At 33.0% G+C, this 16450-nt stretch carries 14 protein-coding genes; 7 read left to right on the top strand and 7 right to left on the bottom strand.

Annotated features, from left to right (window positions below):
* Positions 1-6: 6 nt before the first annotated feature.
* From BKH44_RS01500 to BKH44_RS01480, 5 genes are all read left to right on the top strand, one after another.
* Positions 7-1311 (top strand): Na+/H+ antiporter NhaC family protein, encoded by a 1305-nt coding sequence (locus BKH44_RS01500; RefSeq protein WP_095269408.1) that lies wholly within the window; start codon positions 7-9, stop codon positions 1309-1311.
* Position 1312: 1 nt separating this feature from the next.
* Complete coding sequence (locus BKH44_RS01495; RefSeq protein ID WP_095269406.1) at positions 1313-1525, top strand: NAD(P)-binding protein; 213 nt, start codon at positions 1313-1315, stop codon at positions 1523-1525.
* The gene (locus BKH44_RS01490; protein ID WP_095269404.1) at positions 1522-1809 is read left to right on the top strand and encodes a hypothetical protein; all 288 of its coding nucleotides are present in this window, start codon (positions 1522-1524) and stop codon (positions 1807-1809) included. Before BKH44_RS01495 ends, BKH44_RS01490 begins: the two co-directional genes overlap by 4 nt.
* Before the next feature lie 74 nt (positions 1810-1883).
* Complete coding sequence (locus tag BKH44_RS01485) at positions 1884-2411, top strand: tellurium resistance protein TehB (RefSeq protein ID WP_180674075.1); 528 nt, start codon at positions 1884-1886, stop codon at positions 2409-2411.
* The gene (locus BKH44_RS01480) at positions 2411-3745 is read left to right on the top strand and encodes an MATE family efflux transporter (protein ID WP_095269400.1); all 1335 of its coding nucleotides are present in this window, start codon (positions 2411-2413) and stop codon (positions 3743-3745) included. Before BKH44_RS01485 ends, BKH44_RS01480 begins: the two co-directional genes overlap by 1 nt.
* Here BKH44_RS01480 and BKH44_RS01475 read toward each other — a convergent pair.
* The 7 genes from BKH44_RS01475 to purH all read right to left on the bottom strand — a co-directional run bounded on the left by BKH44_RS01475 (position 3738) and on the right by purH (position 9591).
* Positions 3738-3977: a hypothetical protein gene (locus BKH44_RS01475; RefSeq protein ID WP_095269398.1), complete on the bottom strand. Its 240-nt coding sequence runs from the start codon at positions 3975-3977 to the stop codon at positions 3738-3740. The genes BKH44_RS01480 and BKH44_RS01475 overlap by 8 nt on opposite strands.
* 67 nt (positions 3978-4044) lie before the next feature.
* Positions 4045-5160: a tRNA (uridine(54)-C5)-methyltransferase TrmA gene (gene trmA, locus BKH44_RS01470; protein WP_095269396.1), complete on the bottom strand. Its 1116-nt coding sequence runs from the start codon at positions 5158-5160 to the stop codon at positions 4045-4047.
* A 69-nt stretch (positions 5161-5229) separates the two neighbouring features.
* Positions 5230-5679, bottom strand: coding sequence for a hypothetical protein (locus BKH44_RS01465; RefSeq protein WP_095269394.1), 450 nt, complete (start codon positions 5677-5679; stop codon positions 5230-5232).
* Complete coding sequence (locus tag BKH44_RS01460) at positions 5679-5948, bottom strand: AtpZ/AtpI family protein (RefSeq protein ID WP_095269393.1); 270 nt, start codon at positions 5946-5948, stop codon at positions 5679-5681. Before BKH44_RS01460 ends, BKH44_RS01465 begins: the two co-directional genes overlap by 1 nt.
* Entirely contained in the window at positions 5932-7236 is a 1305-nt protein-coding gene (gene hemL / locus BKH44_RS01455) for a glutamate-1-semialdehyde 2,1-aminomutase (protein WP_095269391.1), read from the bottom strand. Before hemL ends, BKH44_RS01460 begins: the two co-directional genes overlap by 17 nt.
* 97 nt (positions 7237-7333) lie before the next feature.
* Positions 7334-7897: a YceI family protein gene (locus BKH44_RS01450; RefSeq protein WP_095269389.1), complete on the bottom strand. Its 564-nt coding sequence runs from the start codon at positions 7895-7897 to the stop codon at positions 7334-7336.
* 155 nt (positions 7898-8052) lie between these two features.
* A complete protein-coding gene (purH, locus tag BKH44_RS01445) occupies positions 8053-9591 on the bottom strand; it encodes a bifunctional phosphoribosylaminoimidazolecarboxamide formyltransferase/IMP cyclohydrolase (RefSeq protein ID WP_095269387.1) in 1539 nt (512 codons plus the stop codon).
* Positions 9592-9802: 211 nt separating this feature from the next.
* Here purH and BKH44_RS01440 point away from each other — a divergent pair, with 211 nt between their 5' ends.
* Both BKH44_RS01440 and BKH44_RS01435 read left to right on the top strand, forming a co-directional pair.
* On the top strand, positions 9803-11803 hold the full coding sequence (locus tag BKH44_RS01440) for a TonB-dependent receptor plug domain-containing protein (RefSeq protein WP_095269385.1): 2001 nt from the start codon (positions 9803-9805) through the stop codon (positions 11801-11803).
* A 530-nt stretch (positions 11804-12333) separates the two neighbouring features.
* The coding region (locus BKH44_RS01435) for a hypothetical protein (protein WP_143428283.1) at positions 12334-16450 on the top strand (4117 nt) is incomplete at its 3' end.

The following is a 16450-nucleotide window of genomic DNA, read 5'->3' as shown; positions in this document are numbered from 1 at the left end:
AGGAATTTGTTATTGTTCAATCCTGTAGTGATTGCTGTTATTTTGATGTGTATTTTATGTTTATTTCGCTTGAATGTATTGCTTGCTATTATCGCAGCTGCTCTTGTAGCTGGTTTGTTATCAGGGATGAATGTTGTTGATACTATGTCAATAATGATAGGAGGAATGAAGGGAAATCTTGAAACTGCTTTGAGTTATGTGCTTTTGGGTGCTTTGGCAGTAGGTATTGCACGTGGAAATTTTACAAAAATATTGATTTATAAAATGACGAAATTTATTGATAAGAAAGCAGTATTTTTATGTTTTTTTATCGCTTTTATTGCTTGTTTTTCTCAAAATCTTATTCCAGTTCATATTGCATTTATTCCAATCCTTATCCCTCCTTTATTGGGTTTGATGAATAAGCTTAAAATTGATCGTAGGGCGGTAGCTTGTGCATTAACTTTTGGGCTTGAAGCTCCTTATATTGCTATCCCTGTAGGGTTTGGACTCATTTATCATACAATACTTAGAGACCAGATGAATCAAAATGGTTTTAATGTGAGTTTGTCTGATGTTGCTAGTGTGATGTGGATAGGTGGTTTGGGCATGTTTTTTGGTCTAGTAATTGCGATATTGGTATTATATAGAAAACCTAGAGAATATCGTGAAGAGATTTTTATCCAGCAAGAGATCAAGCTTCAAAATGCTCGTTTAAATATTCAAGATTATTTTACGATTCTAGGGATTGTGGTTGCCTTTGTTACCCAGGTATATACAGGCTCTTTGCCATTTGGTGCATTTTTAGGATTAGCAATAATGCTTGGAGGGAAGGCTATCAAGTGGAATGAAATGGATAGCGTTCTTGATGAAGGCATGAAGATGATGGCGTTTATAGCATTTGTAATGCTTATTGCAGCAGGTTTTGCCGAAGTACTCAAGCAAAGTGGAGCGATTGGCGAATTGGTGAATATGACAACAAGTATGATTGGTGGAAAATTTGGAGCTGCTGTATTGATGCTACTTGTAGGGCTTTTTATTACCTTAGGTATTGGGACTTCTTTTGGAACTATCCCAGTGATAGCTGCTTTTTATTGTCCTTTGTGCATACAGCTTGGTTTTGGGAGTGAAGCTACGATTTTGTTGCTTGGTATAGCAGGTGCTTTGGGGGATGCGGGTTCTCCAGCTTCAGATAGTACGATGGGTCCTACTTCAGGACTCAATGCTGATGGACTCCACGATCATATTCGTGATACTTGCATTCCAACTTTTATTGTTTATAATATTCCCTTAATGATTTTTGGGGTTGGTGGAGCAATGGTGTTAGGTTGATATGAAGATAAGGAATTTGATTGTTGGTGCTGAAATTTCTGGATTAGTCCTTGCAGAGAGGATTGTTAATGATCTTAAAGAAAAAGTCCTCATCATTCATAGACGTAATGATATTGGTGGGAATATTTATGATTATGATAAAGAAGGTATTTTATCTATCAATATGGTGCCCATATTTTTCACACCAATCATCAAGAAATATGGGATTATTTGAAAAAATTCACATATTTTTATCCTTATATGCATGAAGTGAAGGTTTATGTAAATGGTTGTTTTGTGCCTGTGCCTTTCAATCTGAATTCTCTTTTTATGTTATTCCCTGCAAGCATGGCTTTGGAATTACAATCAAAATTATTAAAAAAATATCCTTATGGGAGTAGGATTTCTATCCTTGATTTGGTTCAGGTTAAAGATTTGAGGTTTTTGATTGATTTTATTTATGAGAATATTTTTATAATATTGTTTTATATTTTGAGTGCAGGTAAGGTTAGTAAATGATTTAAAAATTCTTTTTTAGAGTTTTTAGGTATGATTGATAAAACTTTATTGGGGTTAACATGCAAGCAGATGCTATGAAGTGGGATAAAAAATATTCACAAGATCTCATGCCTCATACCCCAAGTAATTTTTTGTTGGAAATGGTTGATTTTTTATCTCAAGGAAGGGTTTTAGATATTGCTGGAGGAAATGGGAGGCATTCAAAGTTTTTGGCTCAAAAGGGTTTTGAATGTGAATGTGTAGATATTTCCAAAGTCGCGCTTGCTCCTCTTATAGGATTAAAGGGTTTGAAACCTATTTGTGTTGATTTAGATGATTATAAAATTAATGCAGATTATTATGAAGCGATTTTAGATTTTTATTTCTTAGATAGGAGGCTTTTTTCAGGGATTAAAAAAGGCTTAAAAGTAGGAGGTGTATTTTTGATGGAAACATTTTTAGCTGATAATGATTGTATTGGCTTAGATAGCCAAAAAATATTGAATAATGGGGAACTTGAAAAAATATTTTATGATTTTGAAATCTTTTTTAAAGAGGAGCGATTGAAAAAACATCTTGGCAGAGAAGTCAAAATTATTGTATTTGGAGCACGCAAAATATAATGCAACATTATAGTTTACCTCAAAAACTCAAAAAAATTTTTAAGATTGCTTTGCCTTCGGGGGCAAATTCATTTTTAGATATTTTTGTCATCGCTATTTCAATGTTTTTTATGGGAAGACTTTCAGATGAACATATTGTAGCTATTGGTGTAGGGATGAATTTTTTTATGCTTTTTTATACCTTTAATGCAATTTTTTATATAGGTACAAATGCACAAATTTCGAGATTTTATGGTGCTAAAGATAGAGAGAAATCAAATCTAGTTTTTTCTACACTTTTGATCGGGACATTTTTTGTTTGTATTCCTGTTTTGGCACTTGCTTTTTGGGGGTATCCAAGATTTTTAGATTGGATAAACACAGGAGCAAAGGCTAGAGAGCTTGCAGGGATTTATCTTAAGGTTGTTGTTTTTTCTTTGCCTGCTATGTTTTTAAAAAATATTATGATTTCTGCTTTGGCTGCTATTGGTGATACTATAAGTGTTTTTATGATCCGTATTTTTACTACAATTATTTGTGTTGGGCTTAATTATGTTTTGATATTTGGCAAGTTTGGCTTGCCACGTCTTGAAATTGTCGGTGCAGCTTATGCGAATATTATCATTGCTTATTTAGAATTGATTGTTTTGTTGATTTTGATGCTTTCAAGAAGCAGGTATTTGTGTTTTCGTTTGAAGTTTTGCTATGAGTTTTTTAAAAATGCACTTAAAATCGGTACGCCAGCAGGATTAGAGAGACTTTTAACATTATTTTCTTTAGTATTGACGACAAAATTTTTATCTGGATATGGGGATAGCGTTTTGGCAGGCAGTCAAATTGGTACTCGTATTGAAGCTTTTTCATTTATGCCTGGTTTTGGGTTTATGGTAGCTGCAATGGCGTTGATGGGACAGAGTTTGGGTGCAAATCGTATAGAAGTTGCTAATGATTTTATCAAAACAATTTTAAAAGTATCTTCGTTAATTATGGGTGTTTTGGGTCTTATAATGGCGATATTTGCTGTGCAATTTTCTTCAATTTTTTCACAAGAGTCCAATGTTCTTTATATATCTAAACTTTATCTTTGGGCTGTGGGGCTTTCCCAGATACCTCTTATTTGGGTTTTTGTCCTTGATGGTGCATTGAGGGGAGCTGGTATTACAAAGATTTCATTAGGTATTAATGCTTTGAGCGTTTGGGCGTTTCGTATATTTCCTATGTGGCTTTTTTTGCATTTTGGTTTTGGGGTAGAGTGGATTTTTGTGATGATTTTTATTGAGACTTATATCAGGGCATTGTTTTTTTGGTTTGCTTTCCGCACAGGAGTTTGGAAACGTCCTGGCAAGACTATTTAGATTTTGGAATTTTGGAGCAAGATTTAGGTAGCATTTTGTGGTGCAAAGCACTCTTTTCTAAGACTTGATGGATAGATGAAGGAATGATTTTATTATTTTCGTCAATGAATACTCTGTATAAATACCCATCTATACATTTATCAATATGATTTGGAAATTTTGACTCTTTATTAGCAGGAGCACCTAAGAGGAATGGACAGATTGCTAAGTATAGCAAAAGATTTTTTTTCATTGTATTCTCCTTATGTTTTATGATGTTGGAAATTTAGTCTGCATATTATCATATTTGATGAAGAATATTAGAGTTTGTTTTTGTTTAAGATAAACCCACATTCAAGATGATGTGTGTATGGGAATTGATCAAAAATAGCTTGATGTTTGATAGAGTGAGTTTTTAATAATATTTCCAAGTCTTTTTTGAGGCTATTTGGGTTGCAAGATATGTAGATGATGTTTTCAAAATTTTGTATGAATTGTAGCATTTCTATATCCGAAATACCATTTCTTGGTGGATCTAGAAAAATATGAGAGAAATCAAAAACTTTTAGGTCAATATTTTTAAGTCGAAAAAAATCCCTTTTATAGCTCAAGGCTTCTATCGTTTCTAATCCGCTAAGTCTAACAGGAGTGATATTATTGATATGGTTATTTTTTATATTGAGTTGTAATGTGCTTATGGCTGATTTGACAATTTCTGTGCTTAAGATTTTTTTGAATCTTTTTGAAATTGGCAGGGTGAAATTTCCACTCCCGCAATACAATTCTAACAAATCGCTTTGAGGTGCTTCAGGGAGCTTTGAGAGGATAAATTCTATCATTTGGATATTCATAAAAGGGTTGGGCTGAGAGAAGCTGCCTTCTTTTTGGATATAGAAATATTTTTTGTGGTTGATTTGGAGGGTTTCATTGATAAAATCTTGTGTGATGATTATTTTTTGACCTCTACTCCTGCCGATGATATGACAGTTTATTTTTTCAGAAAGCTCATTGGCTTTATCTTGCCATTCTTGTGATAGTTTTTTATGATAAATCAAAGTGATTATTACCTCTGAATTCAAACTACCAAGTATTTTTACCCCATAGAGTTTGTGTTCAATGATAGATACTGAATTGATAAAATCCAAAAGCAATGAGAGTTTTTCTTGTAGTATTGGTAGCAATATTGGACAAGAGGAAATTTTAATGCGGTTGTTTTTTCCATAAGAGTTCATGGAGAGATAAACTTTAGAGTTTTCTCTATGTAGCCGAAATTCAGCCCTTGCTCGGTAACCTTTCGTGGGAGATGTAAAAATTTCTTCTTTCTTGAGTTGATATTCAAAGAGATTTTGGAATGTTTGGATTTTGTATTCTAATTGTGATGTATAATCCATATCTAAGATACATCCCCCACATTCAAAAAAACTTTTACAAATCATTTTATCTCCATATTTTTTGTATACAAAACTCTAAAATTTAACATATATCATAAAATCGTAGGGTTAAAATTATTTATGATTAGATTTTTTATCGTGGTATTTTTGACTCAAGTATTTTAACACCACGACAACATTCAAGCAGATTATAACTCCGATGATGTAAGGTATCGCTAAAAATATCTTTTTTGACATTAAAAATAGAAGTAAAAGAAGCAAAATCAAATAAGAACAAAGTCTAAAAATACCCATTGATACTTGCAAGCCCAAGATGACATTTGAAAAACTAAATTTTGATTTAGGTTTATTGGTATCTTCCTCATCTATGGGTTGTATGTTGGAAAGTTCTTTTTTGATTTTTCTTTTTAAGCTAAAGTAAGTGCTATAAATCACTGCCAAAAAACTTAAAAATCCAGATTCAAAATTTATCAAACCTATCTTGCCCCACAAAAAGATACAGCATATGCCAAAAAAAATATTCATAAGGATAAAAATAATCAAACAGCGGTATTTACAATTCATCAATTATTTTCTTTTTGATAGCTGTATTTAGGGTCTTTTGCCAATTCATCAAGTTCTTTTTTTGTTTTTTTATAAGCCTTATAGATATTGAGTAAGGCTGCACCTATACCCCAAAAAATACCTAGCCAAAGCAGCCAGACAATGCCAGTGATTTTATAAAGCCCCCAACCAATACCAATGCCAATCAAGGTAGCTATGACAATGGAAATACCTAGACTAAGGTCATTGGCACCTACGATGATTTTCTTTAGTCTAGGTTCTTTTGACATTGTCTTTAGCCATTTGTGCGAATGAATTTTCTGCTGCTTTTATGGCAGTTTGTATGATTGATTCATTCATTGGAGTGCAAATGAAGCCAGTTTCAAATTGTGAACAGGCAAGGTAGATTTTTTGTTCTAGCATTTTTTGATGGAATTTTGCAAATAAGGCAGTATCACTTTTTTGTGCATCTTGGAAATTTTTGACTGTAGAATTGTTGAAGAAAAATCCAAACATACTGCCACGTACAGAGGTTTGTAATGAAAATCCATATTTTTCTGCGTTGTTTTTGAATCCTGACATAAGGGTATTGGCAAGCTTTTCTAATTGGGGATAAATTTGGGGGTTTTGCTTGATTTTGCATACAGAAGCAATGCCTGCTGATACGGCAATAGGATTCCCGCTGAGGGTACCTGCTTGATATACAGATCCAAGAGGTGAGAGGATGTTCATTATCTCGCTTTTACCTCCAAAGGCTGCTAATGGCATTCCTCCTCCAATGACTTTACCAAAAGTTGCCATATCTGGGATGGTATCATAATATCCTTGTGTACCTTTTATGGAAGCTCTAAAACCACTCATGACTTCATCAAAAATTAACACAGCTTTATATTTATCACATAAAATCCTCAGTTCTTTTAGAAAATTGGCATCCGCAGGGACTAAGCCCATATTTCCAGCAATAGGTTCTATGATGACACAGCCTACTTCACCGACTTCAAAACATGATTTTACAGAATCAATATCGTTGTATCTTGCTACAAGAGTGTGTTTACTAAAATCTTTCGGGACACCCGGAGAAGAAGGGAAGCCAAAGGTAGCACAACCACTCCCAGCACTTACTAATAAAGAATCACTGTGCCCATGATAACAGCCTTCAAATTTTATAATATCATCTTTCTGACTATAGGCTCTAGCTAGACGAATTGCACTCATTGTAGCTTCCGTGCCACTATTGACCAAGCGAATTTTTTCTATGCCTTCATAAAGAGATATGATTTCTTTAGCGAGTGTAGTTTCAAGTTCTGTAGGGGCACCAAAACTCAGACCATTTTGGATTGCAAGGGATACATTTTTTTGAATATCTGCATCACAATGTCCAAAAATCAGTGGTCCCCAGCTTTGGACAAAGTCAATATAGCAGTTCCCATCAGCATCAAAAAGATGACAACCTTTCCCTTTTGAGATAAATGGTGGTGTACCTCCAACGCTTTTAAAAGCTCTTACAGGAGAATTTACACCACCAGGAATGACTTGTTTGGCTTCATTGAAGTCATTAATACTGTGTAATAAATCCAAAATATTATCTCCTATTTTATAATTTGTGAGGATTATAGCATTTATTTAGGATTTGAAATATTTTAATTAGGGCTTAAGCCCTAATTTTAGGATGGATTTAATTTTTGATTGGAGCTGAAAAAGTGATAGTTACTTGCGACCATGTAACACCTTCATGAAGATCATGACAGCCTAGTGCAAGTTTTTTGAATGCATCATTGAGTGCAAATTCCATAATATCAAGTACACCAGTAGCGATAAATTTTCCATCTTTAATGGTATATTGCATAGGAACTTTTACATTTTTTTCATTCATTTTTACCATTGCTAAAATAGTGCCTTGATCTTTACCTTCCATTACATTTTTGAAAGTAACTTTTATGCCACCTTTTTTGAATTGAGAAAAGAAAAAGTCTTTTACATTTTTATTTTTGACATCATCATGAAGGTTTACTTTCATTGGATCAATAGTAGCTGTAGCACCTTCTAATGTCGTAGAAATGCTGTTGTTTTTTTTACCAAATTTATATTGGATATTGTCAAATGTCCCAGAAACAGCGACTTTATCTGTAGTTTTGTAAGCTGTCCAAGTTGTCTGTGCTTTTGAAGTGTCAATTGTTGTAGCATTGGCTAACATTCCAAATGCTGCTATCATTAAAATACTTGCTATAGATTTTTTCATTTTATTCTCCTTAAGAATTTAATCTAGCTTTTTTACTTTACTTAAGAATAATTAATGGCTAACAAATATCTTTATTATTTTATGTTTTTTATAAAAATATAAGAATTATTTTTTAAATAATTTTGCATGCCTTTGATTGGTAACTTTTAATGAATCTAATGTAAAAAATGCCTGATACCAGTGAAATACAAGGCAATATTATGCTCATTAGCACTTTGGATCACTTCATCATCCCGTATACTGCCTCCTGGTTCTATGATAACAGCTACGCCTACTTTTGCTGCTATATCAATGCTATCACGAAAAGGAAAAAATGCCTCAGAAGCTAAGACTGCTCCTTGTATGTCTAATTCAAAATCCTTCGCTTTTGAGATCGCAACTTTAGCAGCATCTACACGGCTTGTCATACCCATCCCAATCGCGAGTAAGGTTGAATCTTTTATATACACGACACAATTTGATTTGGTCAAAGCTGAAATTTTATAGGCGATTTGCATATCTTTGAATTGTTTTTTAGTCGCGGGTGTATTGCTCATTAATGAAGCTTGTAAGATTTCCTCATCATCAACTTTGTCAGCATCTTGATAAACAAATCCTCCTTCTATGTGCTTGAAATCAAAAGAGTCTCTTGGAAAATTAAGGGTTTTTAAATCTTTTGAACATTGAAAAATTTTCATTCTTTTTTTGTTTTCAAAAATTTTGAGTGCTTGAGGCGTAAAATTTGCAGCAATAAGGACTTCAATAAAAGTTTGATTGATTTGTATGGCTAGGGTTTCATCTACAATACCATTGATAGCAACGACACCGCCATAGGAACTGACAGGATCACATTTGAGGGCTTGAGTATAGCTTTGATGAGCAGTTTCTTTGAGTGCGAAGCCGCAAGGATTTCCGTGTTTGATGATACATACAGCAACACCTTCTGGGAAGCTTGTGGCAATTTTTAATGCAGCATTCATATCAGTGAGGTTGTTAAAACTCACTTCACCTTTTAAGGCTTTAAATGTATTTTGATAAAAATCATTAAATTCATATAAAACTCCTTTTTGATGAGGGTTTTCCCCGTATCGCGTTTGACAAACTTTGTTGCCTGAAATGAAGATTTTTTCACCTATGTCATTGTGGAAGCGATGATTGAGGTAGTTTGCGATAAAGGAATCATATTGTGCAGTGTGTTCAAATGCTTTTATCATCATATTACGACGAAATTCTATGGTGTTTTGATTGTTTTTTATGGCATTGATTGTAGGAGCATAATCATTAATATCGGTAATGATAAGTACATTTTTGAAATTTTTGGCAGCTGCCCTTATCATTGCAGGTCCTCCAATATCAATATTTTCTATGATAGTATTTATGTCCTCAGTTTTTTGTGTTGTGTTTTTGAAGGGGTAAAGGTTCACACAGACAATATCAATAGAAGGAATATCGTATTTTTTCGCTGTTTGTATATCATTTTGATTATCTCTACGATAAAGTATCCCCCCATGTATTTTGGGGTGAAGGGTTTTTACTCTGCCATCAAAAAGCTCTGGACTTTGAGTGAAATCTTCTATATCAATAGCAGGTATAGAATCTTTCAAAAGGAGTTTGAATGTCCCTCCTGTACTCAAAATATTATAACCAAGTGCTTGGAGGCTTCTGGCAAAATCAATGATACCTGTTTTGTCACTCACGCTTAGAAGGGCATACATTGTTTTCCTTAAAATATTATTTTAAATTATATCAAAAAAGTTAAATACAAATAAAGAATTTATATTTGATAGTGCACTAGAGAACTTCAATTAGGATTTTGGTTTTAGGGGTCGTGTTGTACTTGTTTTTATCTGTGTCTTTTTGATTAAAAAATTTGTATTTATTATATAATAATAATTGTTATTAAAATTATTAATAAGGAATTTTGATATGAAATTTATAAGCATTATCACCATTTGTTTTGTCGGAATGAGCGTAATCCTAAATAGTCAAGAAAATGATAAAAATTATTTTTTGAGTCCAATCATCACATCAGCGACAAAATTTTCTCAAAACTATCACGAAGTATCCGGATCTGTACTTTCTGTTTCTGGAAAGGAGCTTGAGGATTTATCTATCAGCAATACCACACAGCTTGAAAAAATATTTCCTGGTTTGCAACTAAAAGTTGGTAATGGTGCTGGATATGTAGGTGGGGCTATTCGTGGGCTTGGCACGACCCTTTTTAGGAATGCACGATTAGCCATCTATGTAGATGGAATCCCACAAGATTCTGCCTTTTTGTCTCAAGAGCTTAGTGATGTAAAAAGTGTAGAAATGCTTCGAGGTCCTCAAGGTACGCTCTATGGAGTGGGTAGCTATGCGGGACTTATCAATATTATCACCCATAATATTGACTCACCCATACTTCGCATCAGGGGTAAATCTGAAGTGAGCTATTTGTCAGAAAATATTACACTTTCAGCCTCTTCTCCAGTTGTGTCAGGTTGGTTTTATGCAGGTGGAAATTTTGCTTATGTGCATAATAATGGGATGCTTACAGATATTTCTAGACATCAAAGAGTTGATAATGGAGACACTTGGAGTGGAACTGGTAGTCTTGCCTTTGTGCCAGATGGGAGTGGATTCAAAGCTTTGTTTAAATATAGTCATTATATTTTGAGGGATAATCATTATATTTTTTATATCCTTCAGGATGCTTTTGATAAAAAAGACCTTGATATTGCAACAGGGTCTTTTATCCCTTATAATAATACCAATACACAAACTTATTCTTTGAGGATTGAGCAAAAAATAGGACAATCAATCCTTTCAAATACAACTTCTTATCAAGATTATGATTTTGGATGGCATCCTTCAAAAACTTACTTTGCCTATGAAAAAAGGAAAAATGTGAATGAAGAATTAAGGCTAAGTACTTTGTATGATAATGGTGGTTATTCTATTTTTGGGTTTTATTATCAATATGGTGGGTTTAAGAGTACTAGTGGTGCAGATACAAATACTTATAACCATACGATTGCTCTTTATGGAGAGGGTAAGATGGTATTTGGAAATTTTGATGCAACATTAGGTTTGCGTTATAATTTTAATCGCTCTTTATTGGACTATGAGGGTGATGCAATAAACCCTTCTTTGAATGGAGATTTTATCCAGCATATTTTGACCCCAAAGCTCGCATTAGGTTATACTTTGAATGAGAATAATCGTTTTTATACATTGTATTCTTCTGGGTATTCTCCTGGAGGATTTTTGTATTATGCTTCTAATGCCACTGCTGCTAAACCTTACAAAGCAGAACTATCTCACAATCTGGAAATAGGTATTTATAGTAGTTTGTGGGGGAATAAAGTTGATTTGAGTGCTGATATTTATGGTATTTATATCACTGATAAACAGATTTTTATTACCAATCCTGATGAAGTCAACAGGAAGTTTTTGAGCAATGCTGGGAATGCTTATTCTGCAGGACTTGAGTTTTCTATTAAAAGCATCCCTATTCCTTCTTTGATGTTGTCTTTAGGAGGTGCGTTTGGACATGCTGCATTCATAAAGGCAGAAGACCCTATAACCAAACAAAACTACAATAACAAAACTTTGGTATTTGCTCCAAATGCGAGTGTGAATGCAAATATAAATTGGAATTTTATTAATATTGCTAAAGCAAAATTTTTCCTCAATCTGAATGGAAATTTTTATTCTAAGATTTATTTTCAAGATGATGATAATGAAAATTCAGCTCAAAAGCCTTATTTTTTACTTGATACAGCTTTGCGTATGGAATATGATAAGTTTGTGATGAATCTTTCAATCGGTAATGTATTTAATGAATTTTATAATCGATATGCTTGGGATTATGGTGCTAGCGGTGTGAGGCATTATATCGGAGATGTGAGGAATATAGGGTTGTCTTTGAGGTATGAATTGTAATGTATTTAAACTTAACGCTGAAAGAAGAATAACTGATTTATTGTAGAACATTGCATTGTATTGCTTGATAAACATTCAGAAGAATCTGATTTAAATAGAATATTAAAAATAGTTATTTTAGATAATAAATTATTAAATTAATTTTTAATAATTATATTATTTAACTTGATATTATAGTAAAATTACCCCATGATTAAAAAATCATTCTGATATTATTTTTTAATCATAATATACCTAAAAATACATAAAATATAATATTATAGGCTTAAAATAAATCAATTTTACAAATAAAATTCATCTGTATACTTTCCTACTTTATCAAGCATTTTATAGAATAAATCAAGATTTATAATACGATTATATCAATAAAAGTAAATTATAAATTATATTAGTAATAATAAATAATTTACTTTTATTGATATATAATAAATTTAAGTTTTAATTAAGCATATAATAGATTAAATTACGCATAAAGAATTTGATTTGAATTTTAAAATTATAAATTTTGCTATAAATATCAAGGATTAATTATGGATATGAATAAAAAAGATTTAAAAGAAAATAGTTATTCGACAAAGACATTGTGTTCGGCGGCTTCTATTATTTTATCTGCATTTTTATTTCCATTTTCCGGAGAGCTTCAAGCAGATACGATAATGAGTGCTACTGAGGTAGAGAGGAGTCCAAAGCTAGATTATACCGGAGGTGACATAACTTCTGAAAATCCTGGAGATACGAAAAATTATGACTTAAATGATCAAACAGTAAATGGAAAAGTTCTTAACATTACATCTAATTTATCAGTAAATTTTAATAATAATTCTCAATTGAATGGCGATATTATTACACGACACGGAAGAGTTGGTTACAATGTTGTAGCAACTACCACAGTAAAATTTGATAATTCTTCTATGCTTGGAAATATAAAAAATATTCCATTTCCTGGTGCAAGAACAACTCTAAGTACGACAGTAAGTTTTAGTGGCACTAATGCTTCTAATGATTATGCATTTAAGGGTAATATTGAAAATAGTATGGGCATAATGAATGTGTCATTTAGTAATGATGCGAATATGATTGGAGATATTATACTTGGTCAAAGTACTGATGCTGACAAACCGACTATTTTAGATCTTAAACTGAATACAGGTTCTCTTACTGGGGATGTCAATTTAAACTTCAATTCAGATTATAACAGTACTTTAAAAGCATCATTGGGGTTTGTCAATAACCATTCTAGTGATGGGTATGCTTGGAAAGGAGATTTGAATACTTCTTTAAAGGGTGAAAAAAGTGATATTAAGATTTCTTTTGATTCAGAAGCAAAATGGTTAGGCAATGCAAATATCCAATCAGGAATTTTCTCAATCAAATTTGCCAATAAATCGACAATGGAAGGCAACTTGAATTTAAAAGGAGGGAAGTCGACTATAGATTTTAATAATAGTTTGTTTGCTGGTAATGCTGTTTTTGAAGGTGGTGATACAACTTTAAATTTAGCCAATACTGGGAATATGAAAGGAAATATTGGTATTACGGGTGGCAAAGCAAATATTTTTGTCGGCTTTAGGAGTTTAATTGAAGGTAATATTGTTTCACAAGGTGGCAATACAACTTTAAAATTAAAGAATAATGGAACGATTAAAGGTGATATTGTGGTAAAGGGAGGAGAATTGGCTTTAGAAACTGATAACACCGTTTTTGGAGGAAGTATTGCAGTAACTACAGGCAAATTTACAATAACAGCCAATGATACTATCATGAGTGGTTCTATCAATTTACTTGGTGATCAAAATACTTTTAGTCTCATCAATTCTAACATAAAATCTGGTATTTATCTTATGGGTTCATCATCAGCCACGATTAACCTTTCAAAAAAATCCAACATAAATCAAATCAGTGGAGTGGGCAAGGTTGATGTTACAATTGATGGTTCTTCGGTAGGTAGTATTGTGAATGAAAATGTTAATTCAATTATCACTTTTGCTAATACTGATAATATTGATAGCCTTACAATCAATAGTATTGAGGGTTTCAAAGGTAAAATAAATGGGACGATTCAAAATACAACTATAGATAGCATGACAGGAGATAATGTTTGGACACTTGCTGTTAGTAATTCTACTTTGAAAAATATTGTTAATACTAATGTCAGTTCTTCTTTAACTTTAGGAGAAAATGTGAAAATTGATGATCTTGCTTTTAGTGGTGTTTTAAAGGGGACTCTTAAAAATTCTACTTTTGGCGATATCCTCAATACTAATGCTAATTCAGATTTAGTAATAGAAAATACTGCACCTTCATCTGATGAAGGAAGCGATGAGACAACACCAATAGTTACAGATACTTATCGTGAAAATGGTAATCTTGTTTATGCTGGCAAGCTCAGTGGAACGGTTCATCAAACAACATTTAAAAGCATGACTTTAAGTGGTACAGGGACAGATTTTTATTTAAAATCAAAAAGTCAAATTGAAAATTTATCCATTACATCGGGAAAATCAACTATTAATTTAGATAATTCTAGTGTGGCAGGCAATATTGTAATCAATGGCAAAGATACTGAAGGAACTTTGAATTTAGATAATGGAGCTGAATTGATTAAGCTTATTTATTTAAAGGAAGGCACAATTAATATCAATGCAAAAAATCAATCTTCCTTAGGAACTCTTTCTGTTGATGGAGGGGTTGCTAAGATAAATGCAAGTGCATCTATATTGCAAGGAGGTGTTTTAACTACAACTGGAAATACAAATATTAACTTAATAGCGGATTCGCAAATAAAAGAAGGTATTTTGACAAAAGGGGGTAATGCTACTATTACGCTTAGTGCTTCTAAGATTGTTGGAACTATCGTCACAAGCGGTGGAAGTATGGCAATGAAAGTCCAAGATAAATCACAAATAACAGATAAGGTTTTGACGCAAGCTGGAAATACAAATATTGATATTATTGAATCATCCTTAGATGGAAATATTTATACTATAGGGGGTACTTCAAATATCACGATCCAAAATGCTATTTTTTCAGGGAATGAGATTCAGACACAAGGAGGTGTTTCGAATGTTGCGTTTAGTTCAGATGTTTCTAAAATCTCTCTAACTGATGATATCCTTCCAGAAACAGGAATACTTGGGTATTTGCAAAAATCTAACATATCTGCATATTCAGGTAATGTTTTTACTGTTGGTGGAGTGAATAATGTTGACTTCAAGGATTCTATTTATATAGGTGGCTCTATCAACACAATTGATGGGGTTTCTAATGTTACTTTATCTTTTTCTGATGCTTTTGTCCAAAAACTCAAAGAAAGTGAAGTTACAAAGGCTTTTTTGACAAGTGGATCGGGTCCAGAATTTAATATCCTTACGAGTGGTGGTACAGCAAATATAGCATTGACAGGTAGTTTTAAGGGTATGGCTAATATTAATTATCAAGGTGGTGTTACAAATCTAGTATTTGCTGATCGTGTCAGCGCTGGAGATGCTTTATCTGGCGATGCTTTGGAGGAATCTTATTCTATTAATCCAGTCTTTAAATCTTCCGATGCTCTTGCTCCTATAGTTTATAGCACCACTATCAATGGACAGACCTATGAAGATGGGGTTTTGGTTTCTCTTGATGGTTTGAAGGCAAATACTTTGTTATCTCCTTATCGAAAATTTTTTAAAACCAACACAGCAAAAATTTCAGTCGATAAAATCACCAATCCAGATATATATACAGCCACTATCACTGGGATAGTAGTAGGCGAAGTCCATTCTTTGGCTACTACTTCACCAATCACTTTGGCAGAAGGGGATACACCAATTATTCCAAAATCTTATGAAGCCATTTTCAATACAGATTCTGTCTTCATCGGTAAACTCAACATCACTGATCGTAATGTTTCTGTCAAACTAGCACAAGGCAGTAAGCTTGTGCTTGAAAATGGATCTAAGATAGCTACACTTTCTTCAAGTGATAATTTTGTTTTGAATTCTCAAAATATTCAGGGTGATACATTGCTTCAAACCAATACAATTATAGATTTGGCAACAGGTGGTATGCCATCTATAGGGGGCAATATCAAAGAATCTTTTTCAACTTTAACAATTGATAATATTAAAGATGTAAATAATGCAATTTTTCGTATCAGTTATAGTCCAACTGTGAGTATTGACTTGCCAAATACTGAAAAAGCTGATCATATCATTATCAATGCTACTACAAATACCGTAAATTATGCTCCTTTAAGCAATTATCTCCAAGCTTATCAAAATGTTTCTTCTCCTATATTGGGGGATTTGAGTGATAAGAATATTTTAGTGGCTTCGGTGAAAAACAATAATGGTGGTGTTGCAGGGCTTAATTTCAATGAGGTTTCTGTTGTTGAGCAAGGTTATGATGTTATCACTACGGTATTTGAAAAAAGAGTAGAAAGCACCTCGGGTGTAACGCCTCCTGGTGAATCGACTACGCCTACTGCTGATGAATCTTGGACAAATTATTATATTAAGAGTGCTAATGGTGTGGTTGGAGATAAATCCAAATCCCTCACCCAATCAGCCATCAGTTCTAATTATGCTATCTTCTTATCCAATATCAATGATTTGAACAAAAGGTTAGGAGAACTCAGGACAAATCAAAAAGCACAAGGGGGATGGG

Origin of the sequence: Helicobacter sp. 13S00477-4, assembly GCF_002272785.1 — a bacterium.
GTDB lineage: Bacteria > Campylobacterota > Campylobacteria > Campylobacterales > Helicobacteraceae > Helicobacter_J.
The sequence above is the reverse complement of the archived record's forward strand: the minus strand, read 5'-3'. Positions and strand labels throughout refer to the sequence as shown.

What these genes read in the sequence shown, in the direction of transcription:
- BKH44_RS01485 (WP_180674075.1), top strand. Translation starts at nt 1,884, where the DNA reads ATGAAGTGGGATAAAAAATATTCACAAGATCTCATGCCTCATACCCCA.
- purH (WP_095269387.1), bottom strand. Translation starts at nt 9,591, where the DNA reads ATGTATGCCCTTCTAAGCGTGAGTGACAAAACAGGTATCATTGATTTT.
- BKH44_RS01460 (WP_095269393.1), bottom strand. Translation starts at nt 5,948, where the DNA reads ATGTCAAAAGAACCTAGACTAAAGAAAATCATCGTAGGTGCCAATGAC.
- BKH44_RS01495 (WP_095269406.1), top strand. Translation starts at nt 1,313, where the DNA reads ATGAAGATAAGGAATTTGATTGTTGGTGCTGAAATTTCTGGATTAGTC.
- BKH44_RS01480 (WP_095269400.1), top strand. Translation starts at nt 2,411, where the DNA reads ATGCAACATTATAGTTTACCTCAAAAACTCAAAAAAATTTTTAAGATT.
- BKH44_RS01450 (WP_095269389.1), bottom strand. Translation starts at nt 7,897, where the DNA reads ATGAAAAAATCTATAGCAAGTATTTTAATGATAGCAGCATTTGGAATG.
- BKH44_RS01465 (WP_095269394.1), bottom strand. Translation starts at nt 5,679, where the DNA reads ATGAATTGTAAATACCGCTGTTTGATTATTTTTATCCTTATGAATATT.
- trmA (WP_095269396.1), bottom strand. Translation starts at nt 5,160, where the DNA reads ATGATTTGTAAAAGTTTTTTTGAATGTGGGGGATGTATCTTAGATATG.
- BKH44_RS01440 (WP_095269385.1), top strand. Translation starts at nt 9,803, where the DNA reads ATGAAATTTATAAGCATTATCACCATTTGTTTTGTCGGAATGAGCGTA.
- BKH44_RS01475 (WP_095269398.1), bottom strand. Translation starts at nt 3,977, where the DNA reads ATGAAAAAAAATCTTTTGCTATACTTAGCAATCTGTCCATTCCTCTTA.